The 19,611-nt window shown below is 43.5% G+C and carries 20 protein-coding genes and 4 pseudogenes; 17 read left to right on the top strand and 7 right to left on the bottom strand.

What is annotated here, in order from left to right; all coding sequences use genetic code 11:
* The first annotated feature begins 37 nt into the window (after positions 1–37).
* Both JCM16161_RS14435 and JCM16161_RS14430 read left to right on the top strand, forming a co-directional pair.
* Entirely contained in the window at positions 38–184 is a 147-nt protein-coding gene (locus JCM16161_RS14435; protein WP_243668817.1) for a hypothetical protein, read from the top strand.
* The gene (locus JCM16161_RS14430) at positions 177–431 is read left to right on the top strand and encodes a hypothetical protein (protein WP_243668804.1); all 255 of its coding nucleotides are present in this window, start codon (positions 177–179) and stop codon (positions 429–431) included. The genes JCM16161_RS14435 and JCM16161_RS14430 overlap by 8 nt, the downstream gene beginning before the upstream one ends.
* Here JCM16161_RS14430 and JCM16161_RS14425 read toward each other — a convergent pair.
* Together JCM16161_RS14425 and JCM16161_RS14420 are read right to left on the bottom strand one after the other, a co-directional pair.
* A complete protein-coding gene (locus tag JCM16161_RS14425; protein ID WP_243668802.1) occupies positions 422–859 on the bottom strand; it encodes a hypothetical protein in 438 nt (145 codons plus the stop codon). The two genes, JCM16161_RS14430 and JCM16161_RS14425, sit on opposite strands and share 10 nt — an antisense overlap.
* A gap of 52 nt (positions 860–911) precedes the next feature.
* Positions 912–1,256, bottom strand: coding sequence for an ABC transporter substrate-binding protein (locus JCM16161_RS14420; protein ID WP_243668800.1), 345 nt, complete (start codon positions 1,254–1,256; stop codon positions 912–914).
* A 194-nt stretch (positions 1,257–1,450) separates the two neighbouring features.
* Between JCM16161_RS14420 and JCM16161_RS02720 the strand changes: the two genes are divergently transcribed.
* The 10 genes and pseudogenes from JCM16161_RS02720 to JCM16161_RS14415 all read left to right on the top strand — a co-directional run bounded on the left by JCM16161_RS02720 (position 1,451) and on the right by JCM16161_RS14415 (position 10,866).
* A complete protein-coding gene (locus JCM16161_RS02720) occupies positions 1,451–2,008 on the top strand; it encodes a hypothetical protein (protein ID WP_054854923.1) in 558 nt (185 codons plus the stop codon).
* Positions 2,008–2,391: a hypothetical protein gene (locus tag JCM16161_RS02715; protein ID WP_054854922.1), complete on the top strand. Its 384-nt coding sequence runs from the start codon at positions 2,008–2,010 to the stop codon at positions 2,389–2,391. The genes JCM16161_RS02720 and JCM16161_RS02715 overlap by 1 nt, the downstream gene beginning before the upstream one ends.
* 33 nt (positions 2,392–2,424) lie before the next feature.
* The gene (locus tag JCM16161_RS02710) at positions 2,425–2,760 is read left to right on the top strand and encodes a hypothetical protein (RefSeq protein WP_054854921.1); all 336 of its coding nucleotides are present in this window, start codon (positions 2,425–2,427) and stop codon (positions 2,758–2,760) included.
* Positions 2,761–2,882: 122 nt separating this feature from the next.
* Positions 2,883–4,423 (top strand): annotated as a pseudogene (locus JCM16161_RS02705) (aldehyde dehydrogenase family protein).
* Between the two features lie 352 nt (positions 4,424–4,775).
* The gene (locus JCM16161_RS02700) at positions 4,776–6,458 is read left to right on the top strand and encodes a hypothetical protein (protein WP_243668798.1); all 1,683 of its coding nucleotides are present in this window, start codon (positions 4,776–4,778) and stop codon (positions 6,456–6,458) included.
* A gap of 234 nt (positions 6,459–6,692) precedes the next feature.
* Positions 6,693–7,073: a DUF779 domain-containing protein gene (locus JCM16161_RS02695; protein ID WP_054854920.1), complete on the top strand. Its 381-nt coding sequence runs from the start codon at positions 6,693–6,695 to the stop codon at positions 7,071–7,073.
* Positions 7,074–7,132: 59 nt separating this feature from the next.
* Positions 7,133–7,779: pseudogene (locus JCM16161_RS02690) on the top strand (protein-L-isoaspartate(D-aspartate) O-methyltransferase).
* Between the two features lie 34 nt (positions 7,780–7,813).
* Positions 7,814–9,074: pseudogene (locus JCM16161_RS02685) on the top strand (MFS transporter).
* A 276-nt stretch (positions 9,075–9,350) separates the two neighbouring features.
* Positions 9,351–10,547, top strand: coding sequence for a hypothetical protein (locus JCM16161_RS02680; protein WP_243668796.1), 1,197 nt, complete (start codon positions 9,351–9,353; stop codon positions 10,545–10,547).
* Positions 10,548–10,617: 70 nt separating this feature from the next.
* A complete protein-coding gene (locus JCM16161_RS14415; protein ID WP_243668794.1) occupies positions 10,618–10,866 on the top strand; it encodes a hypothetical protein in 249 nt (82 codons plus the stop codon).
* A gap of 380 nt (positions 10,867–11,246) precedes the next feature.
* Here JCM16161_RS14415 and JCM16161_RS02675 read toward each other — a convergent pair whose 3' ends face one another.
* The 3 genes and pseudogenes from JCM16161_RS02675 to udp form a co-directional block, all read right to left on the bottom strand.
* Positions 11,247–12,464 carry a cytosine permease gene (locus tag JCM16161_RS02675; protein ID WP_243668792.1) on the bottom strand — a complete coding sequence of 406 codons (1,218 nt, stop codon included), beginning with the start codon at positions 12,462–12,464 and terminating at the stop codon, positions 11,247–11,249.
* A gap of 10 nt (positions 12,465–12,474) precedes the next feature.
* Positions 12,475–12,696, bottom strand: a complete 222-nt coding sequence (locus JCM16161_RS14410; RefSeq protein ID WP_243668790.1) for a hypothetical protein — start codon at positions 12,694–12,696, stop codon at positions 12,475–12,477.
* Positions 12,693–13,523: pseudogene (gene udp, locus JCM16161_RS02670) on the bottom strand (uridine phosphorylase). The gene JCM16161_RS14410 and the pseudogene udp overlap by 4 nt, the downstream one beginning before the upstream one ends.
* Before the next feature lie 100 nt (positions 13,524–13,623).
* Between udp and JCM16161_RS02665 the strand changes: the two are divergent.
* From JCM16161_RS02665 to JCM16161_RS02655, 5 genes are all read left to right on the top strand, one after another.
* The gene (locus tag JCM16161_RS02665) at positions 13,624–14,697 is read left to right on the top strand and encodes a phosphoglucomutase/phosphomannomutase family protein (protein WP_243668788.1); all 1,074 of its coding nucleotides are present in this window, start codon (positions 13,624–13,626) and stop codon (positions 14,695–14,697) included.
* A complete protein-coding gene (locus JCM16161_RS14405) occupies positions 14,682–14,990 on the top strand; it encodes a hypothetical protein (protein ID WP_243669144.1) in 309 nt (102 codons plus the stop codon). Before JCM16161_RS02665 ends, JCM16161_RS14405 begins: the two co-directional genes overlap by 16 nt.
* A 51-nt stretch (positions 14,991–15,041) precedes the next feature.
* Positions 15,042–15,590, top strand: coding sequence for a hypothetical protein (locus tag JCM16161_RS14400; protein WP_243668786.1), 549 nt, complete (start codon positions 15,042–15,044; stop codon positions 15,588–15,590).
* A complete protein-coding gene (locus JCM16161_RS14395) occupies positions 15,536–15,850 on the top strand; it encodes a hypothetical protein (protein ID WP_243668784.1) in 315 nt (104 codons plus the stop codon). Before JCM16161_RS14400 ends, JCM16161_RS14395 begins: the two co-directional genes overlap by 55 nt.
* A gap of 86 nt (positions 15,851–15,936) precedes the next feature.
* The gene (locus JCM16161_RS02655) at positions 15,937–18,219 is read left to right on the top strand and encodes a DEAD/DEAH box helicase (RefSeq protein ID WP_054854919.1); all 2,283 of its coding nucleotides are present in this window, start codon (positions 15,937–15,939) and stop codon (positions 18,217–18,219) included.
* Here the strand turns inward: JCM16161_RS02655 and JCM16161_RS02650 are convergent.
* Positions 18,197–19,210 (bottom strand): flippase-like domain-containing protein, encoded by a 1,014-nt coding sequence (locus JCM16161_RS02650; protein WP_054854918.1) that lies wholly within the window; start codon positions 19,208–19,210, stop codon positions 18,197–18,199. The two genes, JCM16161_RS02655 and JCM16161_RS02650, sit on opposite strands and share 23 nt — an antisense overlap.
* Before the next feature lie 50 nt (positions 19,211–19,260).
* Positions 19,261–19,527, bottom strand: a complete 267-nt coding sequence (locus JCM16161_RS02645) for a hypothetical protein (RefSeq protein ID WP_054854917.1) — start codon at positions 19,525–19,527, stop codon at positions 19,261–19,263.
* Between the last annotated feature and the right edge of the window lie 84 nt (positions 19,528–19,611).

Below are 19,611 nucleotides of genomic sequence, written 5' to 3'. Positions count from 1 at the left end.
TATTGATTTAAATCAGTTATTAATTCCATTTTCCTAAATGTCGAATGACATAGACGCGATAATAAGCCAACTCACGGATCTCGAAAAGAAAATACTGGCGCATATTTATCACTACGGACCGACACACCGTGGCTGCTCGCTAGGAGCTTCTTGGTGCCGCTGGTTGGAGACCGGTAGTGCCTGAGGATGAGGTTGAAAAGGCCGTTCAACACCTAGTTCAGTTGGGTTTGCTTCAGGAGTTTAAAGGTTCGCTTAAGGGTAGGGTGACATCATCAGTTAAGCCTTGGTTAAAGGTTAAACAACGTAATCCTGAGAGGCGTGGTAGGGGTATTTACTATGACTTAACTAAGATTGGTAAGAAGGTTGCTGGCGAGGTTTGGAAAAACTACGTTAGGCCTAACCTTAAGAAGATGCGTAGTAATCAGTCATAGGTAGGGCTTATACCAGGGATCATTGAGCTTGGTCTTGTGATGCTTGAAGTGCCCTTTACGAATTTTTCTCCATTCTTAATGGTGTTTATTAGTAATTGAATGTCAAGCGGAAGGCTCGGTCCGAAGTGCGCAAGAACGTCATTTGGCGTGTGCACCACCGGCCTATTTATCCAGCTTGTCTCCTGTGGTCTATAATCCTTGGTCTTTCCCTCGTAAATCACTAATTTAGGATTAACTCTATTAATTATGTCTATAACGCCATCCTTATTTGTAATGAGCTCAACGCACTTAAGGTCTCTTACATACTTAATACCAACTTTGTTAAGCGCTGATGCTATGTATGATGCTTCACAGGGTATGACATAATCACCAAGGGATAGAACAACCATGGCATCCTCTACATCTATGGATTGTCTCAATAAGTCCATGTAAATACCATCACCCTTTGCGCATTATCATCCATATCGAGTAATTCGCCTATCATTCAAAGGAACTTACCACGGCATTTAAATTCACGGGCATGGGTATCGCAAGCACGGGGGCAATCCCACTTAGTGGTTCTACCAACTGCCTTTGGACTGGGTATGAGAGTATTATTAAGTCGGGGCTTAATTTCCTGATTGCCTCAATATCGGCTGATGTGAATGACCCGATCTTAATGGTCTTCATTGCCTCCCTAGGCCTATAACTCCAAACGTCAGTCCCAACCACCCTACTACCTGCGCCTATTACGAATAGAAACTCCGTTATTGACGGGTTGAGACTAATAATCCTGCGTGGTGTGCCATCTAATGCCCTTGTTAGTAGCACAGGTATTAGTAGCACAATAAATTTTTAGTTTATTGCTTATCGTTAATTACCGGTGATGAACCAGGACTTATATGAATGGTGATTGGGTCTTCTCGCCACTGATTATCAGCTGGCTCATAACTAATCACCAGGTCATTGACTTAGCCTCATCACTAGGTAATGTTTAAGGGAAAGGTTTATTAGCTCTTTTGGCTTCCCGTGGCTTGATAATGCCATTTGACAAATTAGGTAAATCGATAAAGGAGACCAATCAACTAACTACTCCATATTATGAATATGAAAGTGATAATTATTGGAGAAAAATCATTAGTAAATTATCGAGATTAAGCGCAGGCACTAAGGCCGTTTTCTGTCGGTGGCTTAAGTATGGCTTCATGGAGGGCGTACAGGCGGAGGCCCTACCAACGGGCACTGTAATAATTACTGATTGGTCCTCTGAGGTTGATTCGCTGGTTCATGAACTTATAAGCAGTGGGATTGCGTTCTTAAATGATAATGGCTATGTTGAGATACCACTAATGATGTCATTGGCCGATCAATTGGACTTAAGCCTGGTTTGTGATTATGATGATAGTAATTCACTGATCAATGATGGTGAGATAATATACCCAAGCCCAATGGTCATGAAGGTCCCGCACTCTAAGGAGATCATTGAGGAGTCCTATGATGATCTAACGCGATCCATGGCATCGGTCATTAAGAGATTTGATTATTACCTAAGCGGTAAAATAATTCATGTGGGGGTTAATGTTAAATCCTCGGTATAATGAGCACCATTGTATTTAGGAGCCCAATTGACGTTCTCGTGATAACCAACAACCGATCATCAATAGCGCACAGGATATTGGATCCAAGTAAGACGATACATAGGGGCTTATCTGCATTGGAGAATTATTTAATGGATGGTGTGGATTACGCAGTGCTTATTCATAAGTATACGTATTATGAGATTCATGTTGAGACATTTAATAAGATAATAGGTAGGCAGTACATCAGGGATTCGGGATTCGCCATTGTCCCCAACGAGCTTGATTACATAATATTTCTCAAATGGCCTAGGATGAATTCATTAATGGCTAAATCGCAGAGTATTGCGAATAGGCATTCATTAATTAACGGTGTTGTTAATTTCATGATAAATGCCCGTTAAACATTTATTCTACTAATCACCACGGCTAAATTAATGTCCCTGGTATGGATTTATCACGGTAATGAGTATAAGAGGGCTTCAGACCTAGATCCTAACCAGGTAATGCTAATGATAGGCAATGGGTGTGATGGCGTGAGTCAATTAATTAATTACGTAATTAATAACGTACTTTCAATAGGTAATTACCGGAGTATAACCGCGAGAATTTACAGGGGCAATAATGAGCACTTGGTGCACTTCATAATTAATTTATCGAGTGGTTCTGAGGAGGTCATTATTCTAGTGTCGAGGAACCCAGCTGATACATTATTCAATTACTATACGTCAACTTCTTCGGAGAATATTATTGAGTGTAGTTATGGTAGGTAATGAATAAATTATTTTTATTTCATATCCATAATTGTTAAACATTATATATAAAATCACTAAATCATTAAATAATGGGCATGGAAAGGCAATACTTATTAATAGGTAGTTAATTAAGTAATTCGATGTCAACGGTATCCTATGGAAAGTTCACCATAGAAATACCTGTTAGAGTCAAGCTGTTCATAGATGGTGAAGAGGTGTCCTCAAGCAAGGGTAAAACATTCACTAGGGAGAACCCGGCCCAGTTTGATCAGACGATTGCCATCATTGAGGAGGCTTCGACGGACGACCTAAATAGGGCAGTTGACCTGGCTAGGGAGGTGTTTGATAAGGATAAGTATGGGTGGGTCACGAATTATAGGCAGAGACTTAGGATTCTATATAAGACGGCTGAGATACTCAGGGAGGATGCCGACAGGATCGCGGTCATCGTGGCGCTTGAGAATGGGATGCCCATTAGGCAGGCTAAAGCCCACGTGCTCGCTGCAGCGGAGGTATTCGAGTTCTACGCAGGCCTTGCGGATAAGGTTTACGGCGACTCCATAGTCCTTAGTAATGGTAATGTCTCATTAATATTCAAGGAACCAGTTGGTGTGGTTGCTGCGGTATCACCATGGAACTTCCCAATGACCCAGGCGGCTAGGAAGATAGCGCCAGCTCTGGCCGCGGGTTGTACCGTGGTTTGGAAACCAGCTAGTTACACACCAATGAGTGCCATGGAGATCTACAGGGCATTGGCTAAGGCCGGTCTTCCCAAGGGTGTTGTTAATGTGATTTATGGTCCGGGGGCCACCGTTGGTAATGAGTTGGTTAGGCATCCAAGGATTGATTACGTGAGCTTCACGGGAGAGACCACGACGGGTAAATTAATAATGCAACAGGCCGCTGCCGGTATTAAGAGGATTGGGCTTGAGCTTGGCGGTAAGAACCCAGGCATTGTGTTTGATGATGCCAATATTGAGGAGGCCGTTAGGGCAATAGTGTTTGGTGGTCTCAGAAATACTGGACAGGCATGCGGTGCAATTAGTAGGGTTTTAGTTCATGAGAGTGTTCATGAGAAGTTGGTCAATAGGTTGGCCGAGGTTGCCAAGGGTTTGGTCATTGGCTATCCACTCGATGATAACACGGACATGGGGCCACTCGTATCTAAGGCGCAGGAGGAGAAGGTACTTGGTTACATAGACTTTGGTAAGAAGGCGGGATTTAAGGTGGCCCTTGACGGTGGTAAATTGAGCGGTGGAATTTACGATAAGGGGTACTTCGTGAGCCCCGTGATCTTTGACGATGTAGATCCCAAGAGTAGACTGGCCCAGGAGGAGATATTCGGCCCAGTCATTGCAGTCATACCATTCAAGACAGAGCAGGAGGCAATTGAGATAGCGAATAACGTGATTTACGGCCTCACAGCATCCATATTCACAAAGGACCCCGCAAAAGCCCTTAGGGTAGCCAGGAAGCTCCAGGCAGGTACTGTGTGGATTAATGACGCCTATACACAACCAACGGAAGGCATCTGGGTGGATACAAGCAGTCAGGAATTGGTCGTGAACTAGGTCTATACGGCCTTGAGGAGTTCCTTGAGATTAAGCAGGTATATGTCGATACAACAGGTAGCCTTGATAGGCCACACTGGAGGACTGTGATGAAGATCGATAAGTTATGAGTAAGTCTCTATTAACGAGTTTGAATTAAAACTAATTTTATTTATTTTTACTTAATGATAGATAAGATATTTTTAATATTACTATGGTATCTTATTGAATAATATTTAATAGTGAACAGCATATAATGATTAAGTGAACACTAAGTAATCTTGCTAATTCTGATGTTCCTTAAGGGCATCATCATCGTAATTATGAGTGATATATTATTGAACGTACTTAATTGCTTTATGATTAAAGTTCAGTAATGACCTATATCAATAATTTTCAATTCTGCTCTATTCATTTTTATGAACAAACAGAGTAAAAAAAATAAAAAAATAAAAATCGTGTAGCTATGCTTTAGTGGTGGTTATGAGTTCTAGATTCAGGTTGCTGTTTATAGTCGTCTTAGTAATTGTGAGTATATCCATTGCAGCTATACTTATTGCATATTCACCAAGGTTCTTTACTCCGCGTGAAGCTACGAGTAGGGTGAACAATGCTATGGTTAACGAATTCGCGATGGTTAATGGGTCATCGCTAATAAGTTTAAATATGCCAATCTACGTAGTTGGTACATCAACACTAGTTCAGAAGTTAGTCAATATTGGCATTAATCAGTCGTTTATTAGGTCTGTAGGTCTTAACCAACTCGCTGAGTTACCTAATAATAGTGTTATTATAATTGATTGGCCTTTAATTAAGTCAAGTCTCGTCATTGGTGATCCAACGAATAAAGTAACTATTAATTTAACCAGTTCTATTATTCATGAGTTAGCTGGTGCTATCGCTAAGGGAGATATTGTGGGCATTTATACTAATGGAAGTGATGAGGATGTTGTTGAGTTCGTGTTAGCCTATTCATGGGCAGTGGCCACAAATAATAGGTTATTGCTTAACTTGGGAAAGCCGAGCAATGATTACCTAATGGCGTATCCAATAATACCTGTTAATACTCATCAGCCGGTGGTAATCATAGTTAGACGTGTTGGGATTGGAGGACTAGTAATAGGCCCAGTATACTTAAGCCAACTACCAATGGTCATAACGAATATGATGAAACCAGCAGCAATGGTTACTACTAGCAATGTTATCGATACGGAGGACCCATGTTATGCTGAGTATACTAAATTCGAAGGTGCTGGTTACACAAATCCGGCACCTGGAATATATGTGAATGGTAATGGGACGTTGGTATGGGCAGCACCTATGTTCTCTCAAGGTCCATATAGTGCTTATGGTATAGAGGCTTACATGGATGGTAATGGAACGTATTATTGGGATACTTGCCTTGTAGCGAATAATCTTATTACCGAAACAAATACTGGACTTCCTTATTTTCCTATTAATGTCCTTGGATATGAAGCTTACACTGAGAGTACAACTATGTATGATAATGGTGGTCGTGTTGATTATCAGGTTGGCGCCATTGACTATTACTCTGGTTATCAATTATTTAATGAGGGTATAACTGATGCCCTGGTTGGTGATCAAACCGGTGCTTTTAACACTAATTCGTGGAATCCACCGCCAACAAGTAGCACGAGTAGTTACGAAGTATTCCTTGGCTTGGATCTAGGGGAGGTACCATCTGTCACAGTTGGAATAGACCTTCCTCTTGGTGGTAGTGAGACCATTAGTGCTTCGCAAAATCCTGCATGGTCCACAGTATTATACGATACATCCATACAGGTGTCTAATATTACGTGGACGTTTTACATAGGCTATGGTGCTAATAACGAGGCATTTCCAAACTCTTTTGAAGATCGAACGCCGGCTGCCGTATATATGCCAAATCTGTCATCTCCATATATTTATGCTCAGTTTAACATCGACTTTGAAAATAATGCTATGACTGCGTATTATCCATGTCTTTATGATACTGTTCAAATAATTTGGGTCGATACTACGTGGGATATCGTTGTAGTTCCACAGTCAAGCGGTACAGTGAATCTTTCACAGTCAGGTCTTATACTAAATAATGTGAATGCACCACCTAATACTTATATAACCGGTATTGCATCATATACAACATATATAATATGTAGAGCTTAATGGTGTGGTAATCAATAACCTCATTTCGTCAAAACAATATATTACCTAAATACTCCTTCCTATAACTTAAGTAAATTTGGTTACGGAATAATAACAAGTCATGATTATGAATAGTTTTAAATTAATGAAGCGTAAATTTTATTATTATTTACAAGTATCTATTGAATATATTTTATTAATTTAACCATTAAATGATCAGTAAGATTTTTAAGTTAGACATCCACATGCGGAAATGTGTTGAATGTTAGTGTTGAGTTTGGGGATGATGTTAGGGAATTGATTAGGAATATGAAGGAGAAATATGGCGATATAATTATAATCCTTGGGCATGGCTGTTGCTCGCCCACTGAGCCGCAGATATATAGGGCTAGTGATTTCATTGTTGGTAGTGATTATGTTGAGGTTGGTAGGGTTGATGGTGTGCCGTTCTACATAGAGCGTAACCTGGCGGAGTCTTACAATGGTTGGATTCTCACGCTTAGGGTTGAGCCGCTTAATGGGGCTGTTGATGATTCATTCTCACTTGATGTGCTTGAGGGTGTGAGGTTAAGGCTTGGTTTTAAGGCCATGAAGGTTTCATTATCGAAGAACCTAAGCATGGAGTTTCCTCAATAACGGTAATTAGGTTATTGAGTGGGAAGGGTTATTTAGGATAGTGTAGTTGAGTAATTGTAATGATTGATTTTACATCAGCAAGGAGGAGATTAATCAATATGCTCAAGGACGAAGGAATAATTAAGAGTGACAGGGTCGAGAGGGCAATGCTTAATGTACCCCGTGAGGAATTCCTACCAAATTACCTAAAGCTCTATGCGTATGAGGACACACCACTTGAGATCATGTACGGTCAAACAATTTCGGCGCCCCACATGGTCGCATGATGTGTGAGCTACTAGGCCTTAAACCAGGGCTTAGGGTGCTTGAGGTTGGTACGGGCACTGGCTATCACGCAGCCGTGTGCGCCGAGGCTATGGAGAGGAGAGGTGTGGTGTACACGATTGAGTATTACCCAGGGCTCGCCCTTTATGCCACCCAAAACCTGGCTAGGTTAGGTTACCTAGACATTGTTCATGTATTTACTGGCGATGGTTCAAGGGGTCTACCTAAATACGCACCTTTTGACAGAATCCTGGTCACCGCTGCTGCCCCCAGGGTGCCGCCTCAGTTGTTTAATCAATTATCAAGTGATGGAGTAATGGTCATACCTATCGAAGAGAGGTTTACCCAGGTACTCTACGTAGTTACTAAGGAGGATGATGTGCCTCACATGAGGCCTGTGACCTACGTATCCTTTGTTAAGATGAGGTATAGCGAGGAATAATGCTTTTAATCCGATATTGGAAAATTAATTGATTATGATAAAATTAAGCAGTGGTAGGAAAAGGTTGATATTATTTACGACATCCCTAGCTGCATTCCAAACACCCTATAACTCAACAGTGCTTTCCTTCATAACGCCCGTATTAGGTAAGTACTTCCATACACCATTAGATGTTTTAATCTACGTACCAATAATATACCTAATACCGTTACCAACATTAATGATAACCCTCGGCAGGTTAGGTGATATCTACGGTAGGGTTAGAATGTTCAGGATAGGTTTTATACTATTCCTAATAGCTCAATACTCGGTTCCGCGGCGCCAAACGTTTACGTATTAATAATAGCCTCATTAATAATGGGGTTCGGATCGTCAATCCTTTCTCCAGGTTCCGCGGCCATTGTGAGCCAGGTATTTCCTGAGGGTGAGCGTGGATTCGCCCTTGGCATAAACGCGATGGCGGTATACCTTGGACTGACCTCAGCCCCATTCTTCGGCGGATTAATAACGCAGTTCCTTGGTTGGAGGTTTGTCCTGGTAATAACGACGATATTAACGGCGATTGGTCTGGCAATATCCTGGCTATCAATGGAGGGTATTGAGCTTCCTAAGCGTGCTGTTAAGGTTGATTACCTCGGTGCTCTTACGTTCACAATATCCGTATTATCCATCGTAATGTACCTAATACTATCAGCCATAAGTGGTTGGCTATATTACCTATACCTACTAATTATTGGCACTGTATCCCTAGTCATGTTCATAATGATTGAGAGGAGGGTTATAAGTCCAATGCTCGACCTGAACTTATTCACCAGGAATATCTCGTTTATGGCAGGAAACATAACAGCATTACTCAACTACATAAGTACGTACTCAATACCATTCCTATTCTCACTATATCTACAGGTTATGCTTGGCTATAACCCATTCATTGCAGGTTTGATACTGGTCTCGGAGCCGTATTCATGGCAGCACTATCACCAATTAGTGGCAAGCTTTCGGACAGGTATGGATCCAGGGAAATAGCGGCGTTGGGTATGGGCTTAATCGGTGCGGCCTTCGTGATGCTTCTACTACTAAATATTAGGTATGCCATTTACATAGCCATCTCCCTAATGGTCCTTGGGATAGGCTTCGGCATCTTCTCAGCGCCAAACACGAACTCTGTCATGGGCTCGGTCACGCCCAAACACGGCGGCATCAAGCCCATAAACGACCTCGTTAGCCACCTCAATAGCCTCATCAACCGACCTAACCTTATAATGGGTATTTTGGAGGAAATAAGAAATTCTTAAGGGGGTTGTTTTACGTTTTGGTTTTTAAATGCTTATCTCCTTAGTTGGTTATGTCGTTGAGCGGACATGCATCAGGCGGTGCTTCCCTAACGCGTGCCTTGGGCTTGGTGCTGTCCTCATTGCTTTCCTCCCCTATTGAGTGGGTGATTGCCTTGTGCACGCGAACTGCATCGACGTGGGCTACGGCCCCTCTTTCAATTGCTTACTTAAGCCAATTCAGCACCTCCCCGGCAGTGACTTATTAGCCCCGTTGAGGATTAACCCTATGGATGATTCATGGCTCCCAACGGCTTAAGAATATGCTGGGGTAGGAGGGTCAGGGGTGATAAAAGGCTCGAGTGCGGCGAGGAGGTCAATGACGAAAGAGTCATTGAGGAGGTCATGAGGCTGATCAACGAGTTCATTAACCGAGTAGAAAAGCACGGAGACGTGTTGCTCAGCGAATCGTCAACGCTGTTTGATGATGTAATTAATGCGCTAAGCGATTGGTTAGGGAAGATCGAGACCAGGATTGGAGAGGGCGACGACGAAAGCATTGCCAACCTTAGGAGGGCAATGCTTGACATTGGCAAGGAAATGCTGAGACTACTAAAGCAAGCAAGAGAGAAATGGCTCAAGACCTACAAGCCTGAGCTCGAGGAGCTAATCAATAAACTAGGGAGTGGAGGAGCAAGGGTAATAATAAGCGGTGAGCCGTTTAACAGCAATAAGTCTTTCGTGGCGCATTTATACACGGAGAACCTGGTGGTTGTAATTGCCAGGGTCGCTAAGATGGGGAGCATAACGGTAAATATATCGCTTATTGGTCTCGAGGGCGTTCGCATGGTTGTGCCGAGACTCTTTGGTGATAATAGGCTTAGGGCGATGCAATACGGCTTATTATTGACAGATGGCACGATCGATGAGGAGGGCTACCCAGTGATGGGCACTAACCAGCTCTGGCAAGCCTTTGCTTGGCTGATTGCGTGGCCTGGGAAGAACCACGTATACATAAACGGCTTGAGCCTCAATAATGGTTATGTAAGCGTCATGTGGTATTTAAGGGCTGTTGACCGCAGGGGTGTGTTCGAAAGTAAAGCCGTGGTTGCTGAGGAGGCCGGCAAGCTCGATGTTGAGGATTTCTTGGCGTTCCTGTTATTCGTAGCACTCGGCGATGGTGATGTAAACGTTAAGAGGAAGAGGGCTAGGCTCACCATGGGTAGTTCGAAGGTAGAGCTATGGAGCGACATAATCGAGAGGTTAAGGAGCCTAGGGTTTAGGATTGACCGTGATAATGGGTACGCCGTAGCTTACACAGCTAAGCCATCAAAGGCCGTTGAGTTGGCTAGGAAGATGCTCGGCTATCCCTTAATTAAGGCATTAATCGAGGACTTAAGTCAACTGCCGGACGCAGAGAAGCTTAAGCAGCTGATTGAGCTATCGGGCATGGAGCTAAATCCTTGGGTAGGTCATCAATTGAGGTTGCCGGCGTAAGGATTAATGTTCACGTGAACAACAACGGCACTGTCGAGCTTAGGACTAAACGTAAGGGGCTTGAGGATGCGTGGCAATTTTGGAGGAGCTCAAGAGGGCCGGCTACGAGGCTGGGCCGAGGCCCAGCGGCGATTATTTCGAGATCTACATAGGCATGTACGTAATTGAGAGGGACCAGGAAATGGCGAGGAAGGTCTGCGAGGTCCTAAGGAGGATGCTCGAGGAGGCGCTCGGTAAGGGCAAGATCGAGAGGGCTTGGGCAACGGCCAAGGCGATGATGTACCTAGGCTGCCCCGCCCAGTGCCCACGGGCCCGATAAAAGTCGATATACCTAAGCTATGTCATTAATATCGCCTGACTTCACAATTAATATTTTTGTGTAATTAGAAGACTATACCTGGCAAGCGCCATACTGGTTAGTTACCTGGGTAGATATGCAAGCCTTTACCTGTTCACGGGTGTAATGATGGGTAACATCGCGGTATATCAATCATTCATTATGGGATTAAGAATAGTGCTGATAATATCAGCCGTACTGAGTTTTATCGGAGTTTACACATCATTATTACGTGAGAAGTAAAATATAAAATAATATAAAATTAAAATATAGACAAAGGCTTAGTGCCATGCCATTATATAGTTATTTATGTATATCTTGAGGAGGTCTGTAATTTTTAAGAAGTTACTTACGAGTTAATTTTATGGTAATAACCATGATAGCCTCTTAATCCTGATCGCCAGTAACATTAGTATTAAATATATCAAACCACCTATTAAAGCTCCTGTATACTCAGGTGGTAAGTATTTTGGAAATGCCGTTGGAATTGCGATCGGCAGGTAATTCATTAGAACGCTACCGATTACAAAGGATACTATTGCGGCTATGCCAATGTGCTTAAGGGGTTCTCTCGGTACGTCGTAGAAGTACCTTTTTACATCGTCTAGTGTGCGCACATTTCTCTTAAGCCTTAAGTACCAGTCAAAGATTAGTATGAACGTTAATGGGAATATTGTTAATCCCACGAAGTTTAGAAAGCTCTCAATTAATGAGAGTATCCATATCGAGACTATTATTGACGCAATACCTAGTATTAAGATAGCCGCAGGTTGCGTTAACCTAGCCCTAAACTCACTCCTGAATCTCCTTATCACTGGATCTATGGCAACAAGTAGGTCTATAGCCGATGGATAGAGATTCATTGCATTAGTATGTATTATTGCGAGCGAGGCGCCTAGAGCGGCTATTAGAACCCATATTGGTGTTGATGGTGGGAATGATAGGGCAGCCACGTTCCAATTATTGGCGTAATACTGTCCAGCGAATCCTAAGATACCCATTAGGTATATCGGAATTATGATGCCTATTGGCGTAGCTAAGCCATAGAGAATATTGACCTTATCCGATGGCCTAGCGAATCTGGAGGTTGTTGAGGTCTTGTAAGCCCATGATAATGCACCGAAGGCAAGCATTAGGTCTATTGCGGCACCCCATTGGGCGTTTGTGCTTGGCGTTGTTGACCAAAGAGTTGACCACGATACGTGATATTGAGTGACTAGGTAATATGTTAATACGGCGTAGCTTATTAATAATATTATTGAGGTATACCTATAGAAGTACTCTAGCCATTTAAATCCAAGTAGCACAAGGAATATTTGTATAGCGCCCATTATGACATACCAGTACATGATTGATGTGTGAGTCACAGCTGATAGTATTTCTGAACCTACGGCATTGTTAAGGGCGAACCACCCAATATTAATCACGGTGTATAGTAATGATAAGGCTTGGGCTGTTCCATAGCCAAAGGTCTTTCTGGCAATCACGAGTGCGGTTAATGGTATTTGCCTACCCATCTCGGAGAATAGTAATGTTGGTATTACACCAAGTATGAGGGCAAAGGTTATCGCTATAAGCATGCTTTAAGACCTAGATTAAAGAGTAGGTAACCGGCAAGGGGCGTTGCTGCTGATGCCGACGCCATTGCCAGAATATGAATAGGTTATAAGCTTTATACCTCCTTAATCTTGATGGTATTGGTAACACACCTATTGTCTCCAACTCCTTACCGAACCTACCAAACTCAGGCAATCCCTTAGCCAACTCCTCAAGCTTTATCTCATCAAACTCCTCAAGAACCATGGCAATCACTCCTTAATCCATTTCTTAATTACATTCATCGTTAAGTACCTAAGCCCCATGTTAGTCTTTATCGAATCCCACTCATAGAGTATTCTAACGGCCTCATTAGCCACCCTAATCGCATCGTCAACCCCCGCATCGGGTACAAACTCGTTGGTTTTCCTATTGGCTATTACGGCCATGATACCACCAGCTTGCGCCATGTACATTGGCTATCGTGTATATGGTCGCTGCCTCCATCTCGAAGTTAAGTACGTTCATTGATGATAACGTGTTGATGATATCCCTGGACCAGGGTGGCTGATAATCCTTGAATCCCGGCCTGCCCTGCCCAACGTAGAAGTCGGCCGTGGATGCCGTTAAACCGACGTGATACCTAACGCCAAGCATTTCGGCGGCCGTTATGAGGCCAGCACAACATCATAACTGGCCACGGCTGGGTATTCAGGCATTGCATAGGCATTACTGGCTCCGTCAAATCTGACGGCCCCTGTATTGATTATGACATCGCCAATCCTAATCCACTCATGGAGCGCGCCAGTCGTGCCAACCCTAATGAAGGTATTCGCACCAAGCGTGAGTAATTCCTCAATGGCTATCGCCGCAGCCGGCCCACCAATACCCGTGGATACTGCTGATATTGGGGCGCCCTTGTAAGTCCCTGTGTACGTTACGTACTCCCTATGCGTTGCCACGGCGCGGGCGGAATCCCAGTACTTAGCAATCCTAGGTACCCTATCGGGGTCACCTGGCGTTAAAACGTATGGCGCCACATCACCAGGACCAGCCATTAAGTGATATACCTTTGCACCTACCGTTGGTCTTAACGCGGACATTAATCAATGAACAATAGTAATTTTTAAAGAATTACCTATCCATATAAGTAAAATGAGCCGGGAATTAAGATTTCGATTCGGAACTGATGGAGTACGTGGCGTGATTGATAGGGACTTTAATGAGAGACTTGTGGCAGTACTTGCAGAGTCTACGTTACGTTATTGGTCCAGCAAATACGGACTAAGGAGACTATTAATTGGTTATGATGTTAGGAGGAAATCCAGGGATTACGCAGACATAGTCGCGGGTGTCGCCGCTGAGCATGGGGTTGATGCCGTGGTCACTGAGAAGCCAACACCAACCCCTGTGGTTGCCTGGTTTGGTTCTCGATTTGGTTTCGACCTCACGATACAGATCACCGCCAGCCACAACCCACCAATATACAACGGATTCAAGGTAATAACAAGCAGGGGAGCGCCGGCTCCGGATGAGGATACGAGTGAAATAGAGAGGTTATATGATCAGGAGTGGCAGGATATTGATAGGTCTGTGTCAAGCATTAAGGTTGTGAAGCCTCAATTAATTGATCCAGGTCCTCACTATGTGGATCACGTAATTAGTGATGTTCTCAGGGTGTTTAGGCCGAGGAGTAGGTTGAGGGTTGTGGTTGATCCCCTGTTTGGTACGGCCATTAATTACACGGCTAAGATACTTAGGGAGCTAGGCATGGATGTTGTTGAGGTTCATAATAGTTATGACCCAGGTTTTGAAGGTAGAAATCCTAATCCGGAGCCTGAGAATATCCATGATACGATTCAGGAGGTCATGAGTAAGGGTTATGATGTCGGCATTGCGCATGACTGTGATGCGGATAGGATAGCGGCGGTCGATCCTTTACATGGCTACCTAAGCCCAAATAATGTGATATCGATTGTACTTGAGTATCTGGCCAGGAGGGGGGTCATTAGGAAGAGTGTTGTTAGGGCTATATCCACGACGCACATCGTAGACCTAATAGCCAATAAGTATGGACTTAGGGTTTACGAGGTTCCCGTGGGTTTTAAGCACTCTGTTAAGTACTTAATTAGTGGTGATGCGGAGGTTGCTGGTGAGGAGAGTAGTGGTTTGGCCTATTCATGGCATGTACCTGATAAGGATGGTATTTACACCGCGGTTTTATTAACGGCGATAGCTCTGAGTATGGTGGCTTGGTTAATGTGTTTAATGAGATAATTAGGGAGTATGGCAGGTCCTTCTATAGGAGGGTCGATATACCGTTTAGCAATGGTAAGGAGTTCGTAAGTAGGAATAGGGAGGTAATCATTGAGAGACTTCACGAACTGGGTAATGTTAAGCAGGTGATAACTATTGATGGTGTTAAGGTTGTGTTTAGTGATGGTTCCTGGATCCTAATCAGGGGTAGCGGCACAGAGCCTATCATTAGGATTTACGCTGAGTCATTATTGGAGGAGAGGTTGAACCAGGTAATTAATTACACTATCTCATTAATTAAGTCCCTGGGTTAGTGCCTAATGTTAATAGCAAGGTTAATAATGGCGCTGTGTTAACTTCGTCATGTGAGGGTATTCATTAAGTGGTGTGGATTGCCCTGGTGCATGTTTGCAGGTTCCTGGTTATTTGAGGGCTTGGAGGTTGTTAAGTATGTTAGGGATGCTACGCCGGTAGCACCGCCAGAACCCATAGTTGAGTTGGGTAATGTGAGTGGCGATGTTCTTAGGCAGTTGTTGAGTAGGCTTAGGCAGTTAATATCGTTGGCTAGCGCGGTTGCGTGGGTCAAGAGGGTTGGCCTTAGGGTCTTTATCCATGGTTCAGCAATGCCTGACCCGGTTAATGACTTTATTAAGGCTGCGTTGGCTGGTGGTGCTGATGGTGTATTAATTGATGATTTCATAAGTATCAATAGTGACTTAATTGATGTTATTCGTGTTAATCAGAAGGTTGGTGATAATTCTGTGAATTACATAGTAATGAATCCTGACAATCCCTATCAACAGTCCGTCAGGCTTATGGCGTTATTATTAAGGATGTGGTTATTGATACTGACTGGCTATTGCGCGTTAGGGATAGGCTTAGGTCTATTTATGGTAGTAGGGAATTCCTGGTAATGCTTGATAATTCATCGCTAAGGAGGGAGATTATCGATAGATTACAGGATGTTGTTGATGGTATTGTAATTACGGAGGTGCCAAGTCTTGTGTCGCTGGACTTTGATGACTATAGGGCGTTCAATGTGTTTAGATGCGTTAATTGCTATATTGATTTTGAGACTGAGGGCGAAATGAGGAAGTGCCCCAGGTGTGGTAACAGGTTGAGACCTGTGATCAAGCATTGGGATAAGTTTATGGTGATTGAGCGAGGGTGCTGAGGCTTAAGGCTAATGATGAGATTAGGTATATGCGGTTAGGCACACCCAAAGTTATTAATTACTGAGGTAACTTATGGCATTAGTCAATGATTAGGGGCGATAGGCTCACAGTGGCTAAGTACATGCTTGAGGATGAATTCATTGGTGAATTGGGTAGTGATAGGGCCAGGATGATCCTCTACGTTCATGAGGATAAACCCTTAGAGCCTAATTATGGACCATCAGTCGATTCCCTGGACCTACCGAAGGAGTTGATAGATAGGTTGAGGAGTCTCGGAGTTGATAGGCTTTACGACTTTCAATGGGAATCTTATCAATCGATTATCAATGGCGATAACACAATCATAATGGCTGGTACTGGCGTTGGTAAGACCGAGGCATTCCTATTGCCGTTAATAACGATGATCAGTAAGGAGGGTATTAAGGCAATAATTATGTACCCAACAAAGGCCCTCGCCAGGGATCAATTACTCAGGATGCAGAGGTACTTCATGACCATCAACATGTCTGTAATGCCGTATGATGGCGACACACCCAGCGATATTAGGTCTCGCATATACTCCTCACCGCCTGACATACTCATTACAAACCCCGACATGGTCAGTGAGGCGTTAACCCACGTTAGTAAGTTCAGGGATTTACTCCATAATTACAGGGTAATCGTGTTAGACGACTTCCACGTCTACAACGGCGTCTTTGGGGCCCATGTTCATTACGTTCTTAAGAGGATAAGGAGGTTCATGAGGGATTACCAATTCGTTGTTTCCACGGCCACAGTCGGTAACCCAGTTGATTTTGCCAGGGAGTTACTTGGCGTTGATGATGTTAGGCTAGTCAGGGGTCCGGAGGGTAGGAGGGGCTTGGTTAGGCACGTATTGGTTAGCCCGATAAGTAGGGGTAGGCTTGCTGAGACTGCTGAGTTGGCTAAGGTGTGTGTTAAGAAAGGTATGAAGTGCCTAGTCTTTGCTGATAGCCATAGGTTTGTTGAGTTAATTAAGAGACTTGTCGATAGGGCTGGTTTTGGTGATAGGGTTAGGGTTCATAGGGCTGGTCTCACGATCGAGGAAAGGCATGAGGTTGAGGATGGGTTTAGGGAGGGCAGGTACCTAGTGCTCCTAACCACACCAACGCTCGAGATGGGTATTGACGTTGGTGATGCCGACGTCGCGGTCATGGCAACGATACCACCTAGCTATTCGAAGTACCTGCAGAGGAGTGGTAGGGTTGGTAGGAGAGGCCAAAGGGCCTATGTGATTCAGGTCCTGGGGGATGACCCAATGAGCACCTACTATAGTTCAAATCCCCGTGAGTTCTACATGAGGAGACCTGAGGATTTATACGTTGAGTGGAGGAATGACGAGATAGCCAAGAGACACTGCCTATTGATGGCCTATGAGAAGCCCGTGAAGAGCGGCTCAGTGGATATGTATTGTGAGGAGATTCTTAAGTCCCTGGTTAGTGAGGGCTTGGTTGAGGTTAGGGGTAATTACTACGTCGTGAGTAATAAGGGACGTGAGGTTGTTAAGGCGATACATGGTATTAGGGGTATTGGCGATGTCGTTAAGATCGTCGAAGGTAGAAAGGTCATTGGCTATAGGGAATTGCCTATGGCGCTGAGGGAGCTTCATGAAGGCGCCATTTATCTTCATGGTGGTAGGGTCTACGAGGTTTACAAACTCGACATAAACAGTAGGACCGCCCACGTGAGGAGATTGCCAGATAATTATGATTTCTACACAACGGCGCTATACACCTCTGAACCCAGGATTGAGGAGGTCCTTGAGGAGGGTTTCATAAAGTCAGTGCCTTATCAATACGTTAGGTTAACAATCAAGGAGGTGGTCCATGGCTACGTGGTTAAGAGGTTCAGCAATGGTGAGGTTGTTGAGAGGAGGGAATTCAATGAACCATTTACATATGAGTTCAAGACAAAGGGCATTGTTATTTACGCGCCATTCATAACCTTCAGTCCATTCGAGAATGTCGATGTTGTTGAGAGAGGGAGGGCTTACCATGCAACTGAGCACATCATGATCATGGTTGGCGAGAACGTGATTGGCGCAGGACCAACGGACCTCGGCGGTATTTCATACCCAACTGGGCACATAATAATTTATGACTCATACCCAGGCGGTTCAGGCACCGCCAGGATGCTCCTTAGGAGGATTGATGACGTACTTAGGATATCCCTCGAGGTACTGACGCATTGTACATGCATTGATGGTTGTCCTAAATGCGTTTACTCACCTTATTGCGGTAATGATAATCATTACCTATCAAGGAGGAATGCGATAAAGGTCATTGACGCAATAATTAAGGGCGCATCGTCAAGGGTCACCGAACTACCTACCGGAGGTTCCTATGATTAGTGCTTATCATTGTTAATTTCCTGGATATGCTTAGGAATGCCGGCATGAGTATTATCAATGGTATGATATACGTTATTACCCTAAACCATACATCATACATTAGGTAATAATTACCAAGCCCAAGACTATTCAACACATATAGGTTGGCGAGTTCCCCAATACCCGCTGAACCGGGCAGTACCGATATGTATGTGAGTACTATATACGAGGATGAGATCAGGATGCCCGTTAGCATGCTTATGTGAACGCCGAAGGCGTAGAAAATCAGCATTACATTAAGTCCCGACAATACCCATTGAATTATCGATATTAGGAAGATCACTAGGTAGTCAATTAATGAGAGCTTAAGGCCGTAAACCTCATCCTCATTTATTAATATGAAATTGCTCGCAAAATTTACCCGTGAATTAATAAACCTGAACAGTCGCTCTATGTATTTACCAAGTCTCGCGCTCACTATTGCTATGAATAATACTACATATGCTATGAGTAGTATTAACGCCATTATAAGCGCTATGTAGGGAACCAACACCAGACTAAGTAGGTAAAGAATGAGTATGATTGATGTCAGCGTTATCGTATCAACGGTATAACGAAGAACAATACCCTCGGTAGCCCTGGTAGTCGGCAAGCCCTTAGATGTTAGATAGGCTATCGAAATTGCCTCACCACCTATGTAAAATCCCGGCATGAGTAGTGACGTGAATGTCTGGGCAGCAGCAATCTTAATAAGTTCCGTAGTCCCTACCCTATATCCCATGCCTCTATTAAATATTATACTGAGTCTAAGGCCAATAAGCGATAATTGGGCTAGATATATGAGTTCAGAAATTACTAGGTAGAATGGGTACTTAGGGGTCTCATACCTGGCACTTGCCAACCCTGATCTTACTAATATGATTATTGTTGCCATTATAACGACTATGGAAATTACTATGAATATAGCATCCCTACGCCAATCTTCACCACTAATACTATTGCGTCTACTCAATCTAATCCTTGATTAATTATCTACCGCTTTAAAGACTTTCACACAAAACCCTAGTCCCTAATGCAGTTCTTAGCCGTAGACTCAACACTCTGCCATACCATGTCAAAACATCCAACAAACATTAGCCTAGGTACATCACTGTCCAGCGATTTATTAACGCAGTCAACGAAGTCAGGGAAAACGGCATTCACAGCATCGTGGACGATCTTCATCCTCTCACTAAAGTCAATTTTTCTTAAAGAATTAATCCAGTGGGAATCACTGTAAAGCAGGAGCTTAATTATATCCTCAATCTTGACGTCAAACTCCTTATTCATCTATTTCTCCTTATTTTTACTTCTATTTAAATTTTTCTCAAAATAAAATACGTGAATTAAAGTTATGAATCAAAGTGAATTCTC

It is taken from the genome of Vulcanisaeta sp. JCM 16161, assembly GCF_001316285.1.
This window is presented reverse-complemented; position numbering and strand designations above follow the sequence as displayed.

What these genes read in the sequence shown, in the direction of transcription:
- JCM16161_RS02655 (WP_054854919.1), top strand. Translation starts at nt 15,937, where the DNA reads ATGATTAGGGGCGATAGGCTCACAGTGGCTAAGTACATGCTTGAGGAT.
- JCM16161_RS02720 (WP_054854923.1), top strand. Translation starts at nt 1,451, where the DNA reads ATGCCATTTGACAAATTAGGTAAATCGATAAAGGAGACCAATCAACTA.
- JCM16161_RS14425 (WP_243668802.1), bottom strand. Translation starts at nt 859, where the DNA reads ATGGACTTATTGAGACAATCCATAGATGTAGAGGATGCCATGGTTGTT.
- JCM16161_RS02715 (WP_054854922.1), top strand. Translation starts at nt 2,008, where the DNA reads ATGAGCACCATTGTATTTAGGAGCCCAATTGACGTTCTCGTGATAACC.
- JCM16161_RS14435 (WP_243668817.1), top strand. Translation starts at nt 38, where the DNA reads ATGTCGAATGACATAGACGCGATAATAAGCCAACTCACGGATCTCGAA.
- JCM16161_RS02700 (WP_243668798.1), top strand. Translation starts at nt 4,776, where the DNA reads ATGAGTTCTAGATTCAGGTTGCTGTTTATAGTCGTCTTAGTAATTGTG.
- JCM16161_RS02710 (WP_054854921.1), top strand. Translation starts at nt 2,425, where the DNA reads ATGTCCCTGGTATGGATTTATCACGGTAATGAGTATAAGAGGGCTTCA.
- JCM16161_RS02680 (WP_243668796.1), top strand. Translation starts at nt 9,351, where the DNA reads ATGGCTCCCAACGGCTTAAGAATATGCTGGGGTAGGAGGGTCAGGGGT.
- JCM16161_RS02675 (WP_243668792.1), bottom strand. Translation starts at nt 12,464, where the DNA reads ATGCTTATAGCGATAACCTTTGCCCTCATACTTGGTGTAATACCAACA.
- JCM16161_RS02645 (WP_054854917.1), bottom strand. Translation starts at nt 19,527, where the DNA reads ATGAATAAGGAGTTTGACGTCAAGATTGAGGATATAATTAAGCTCCTG.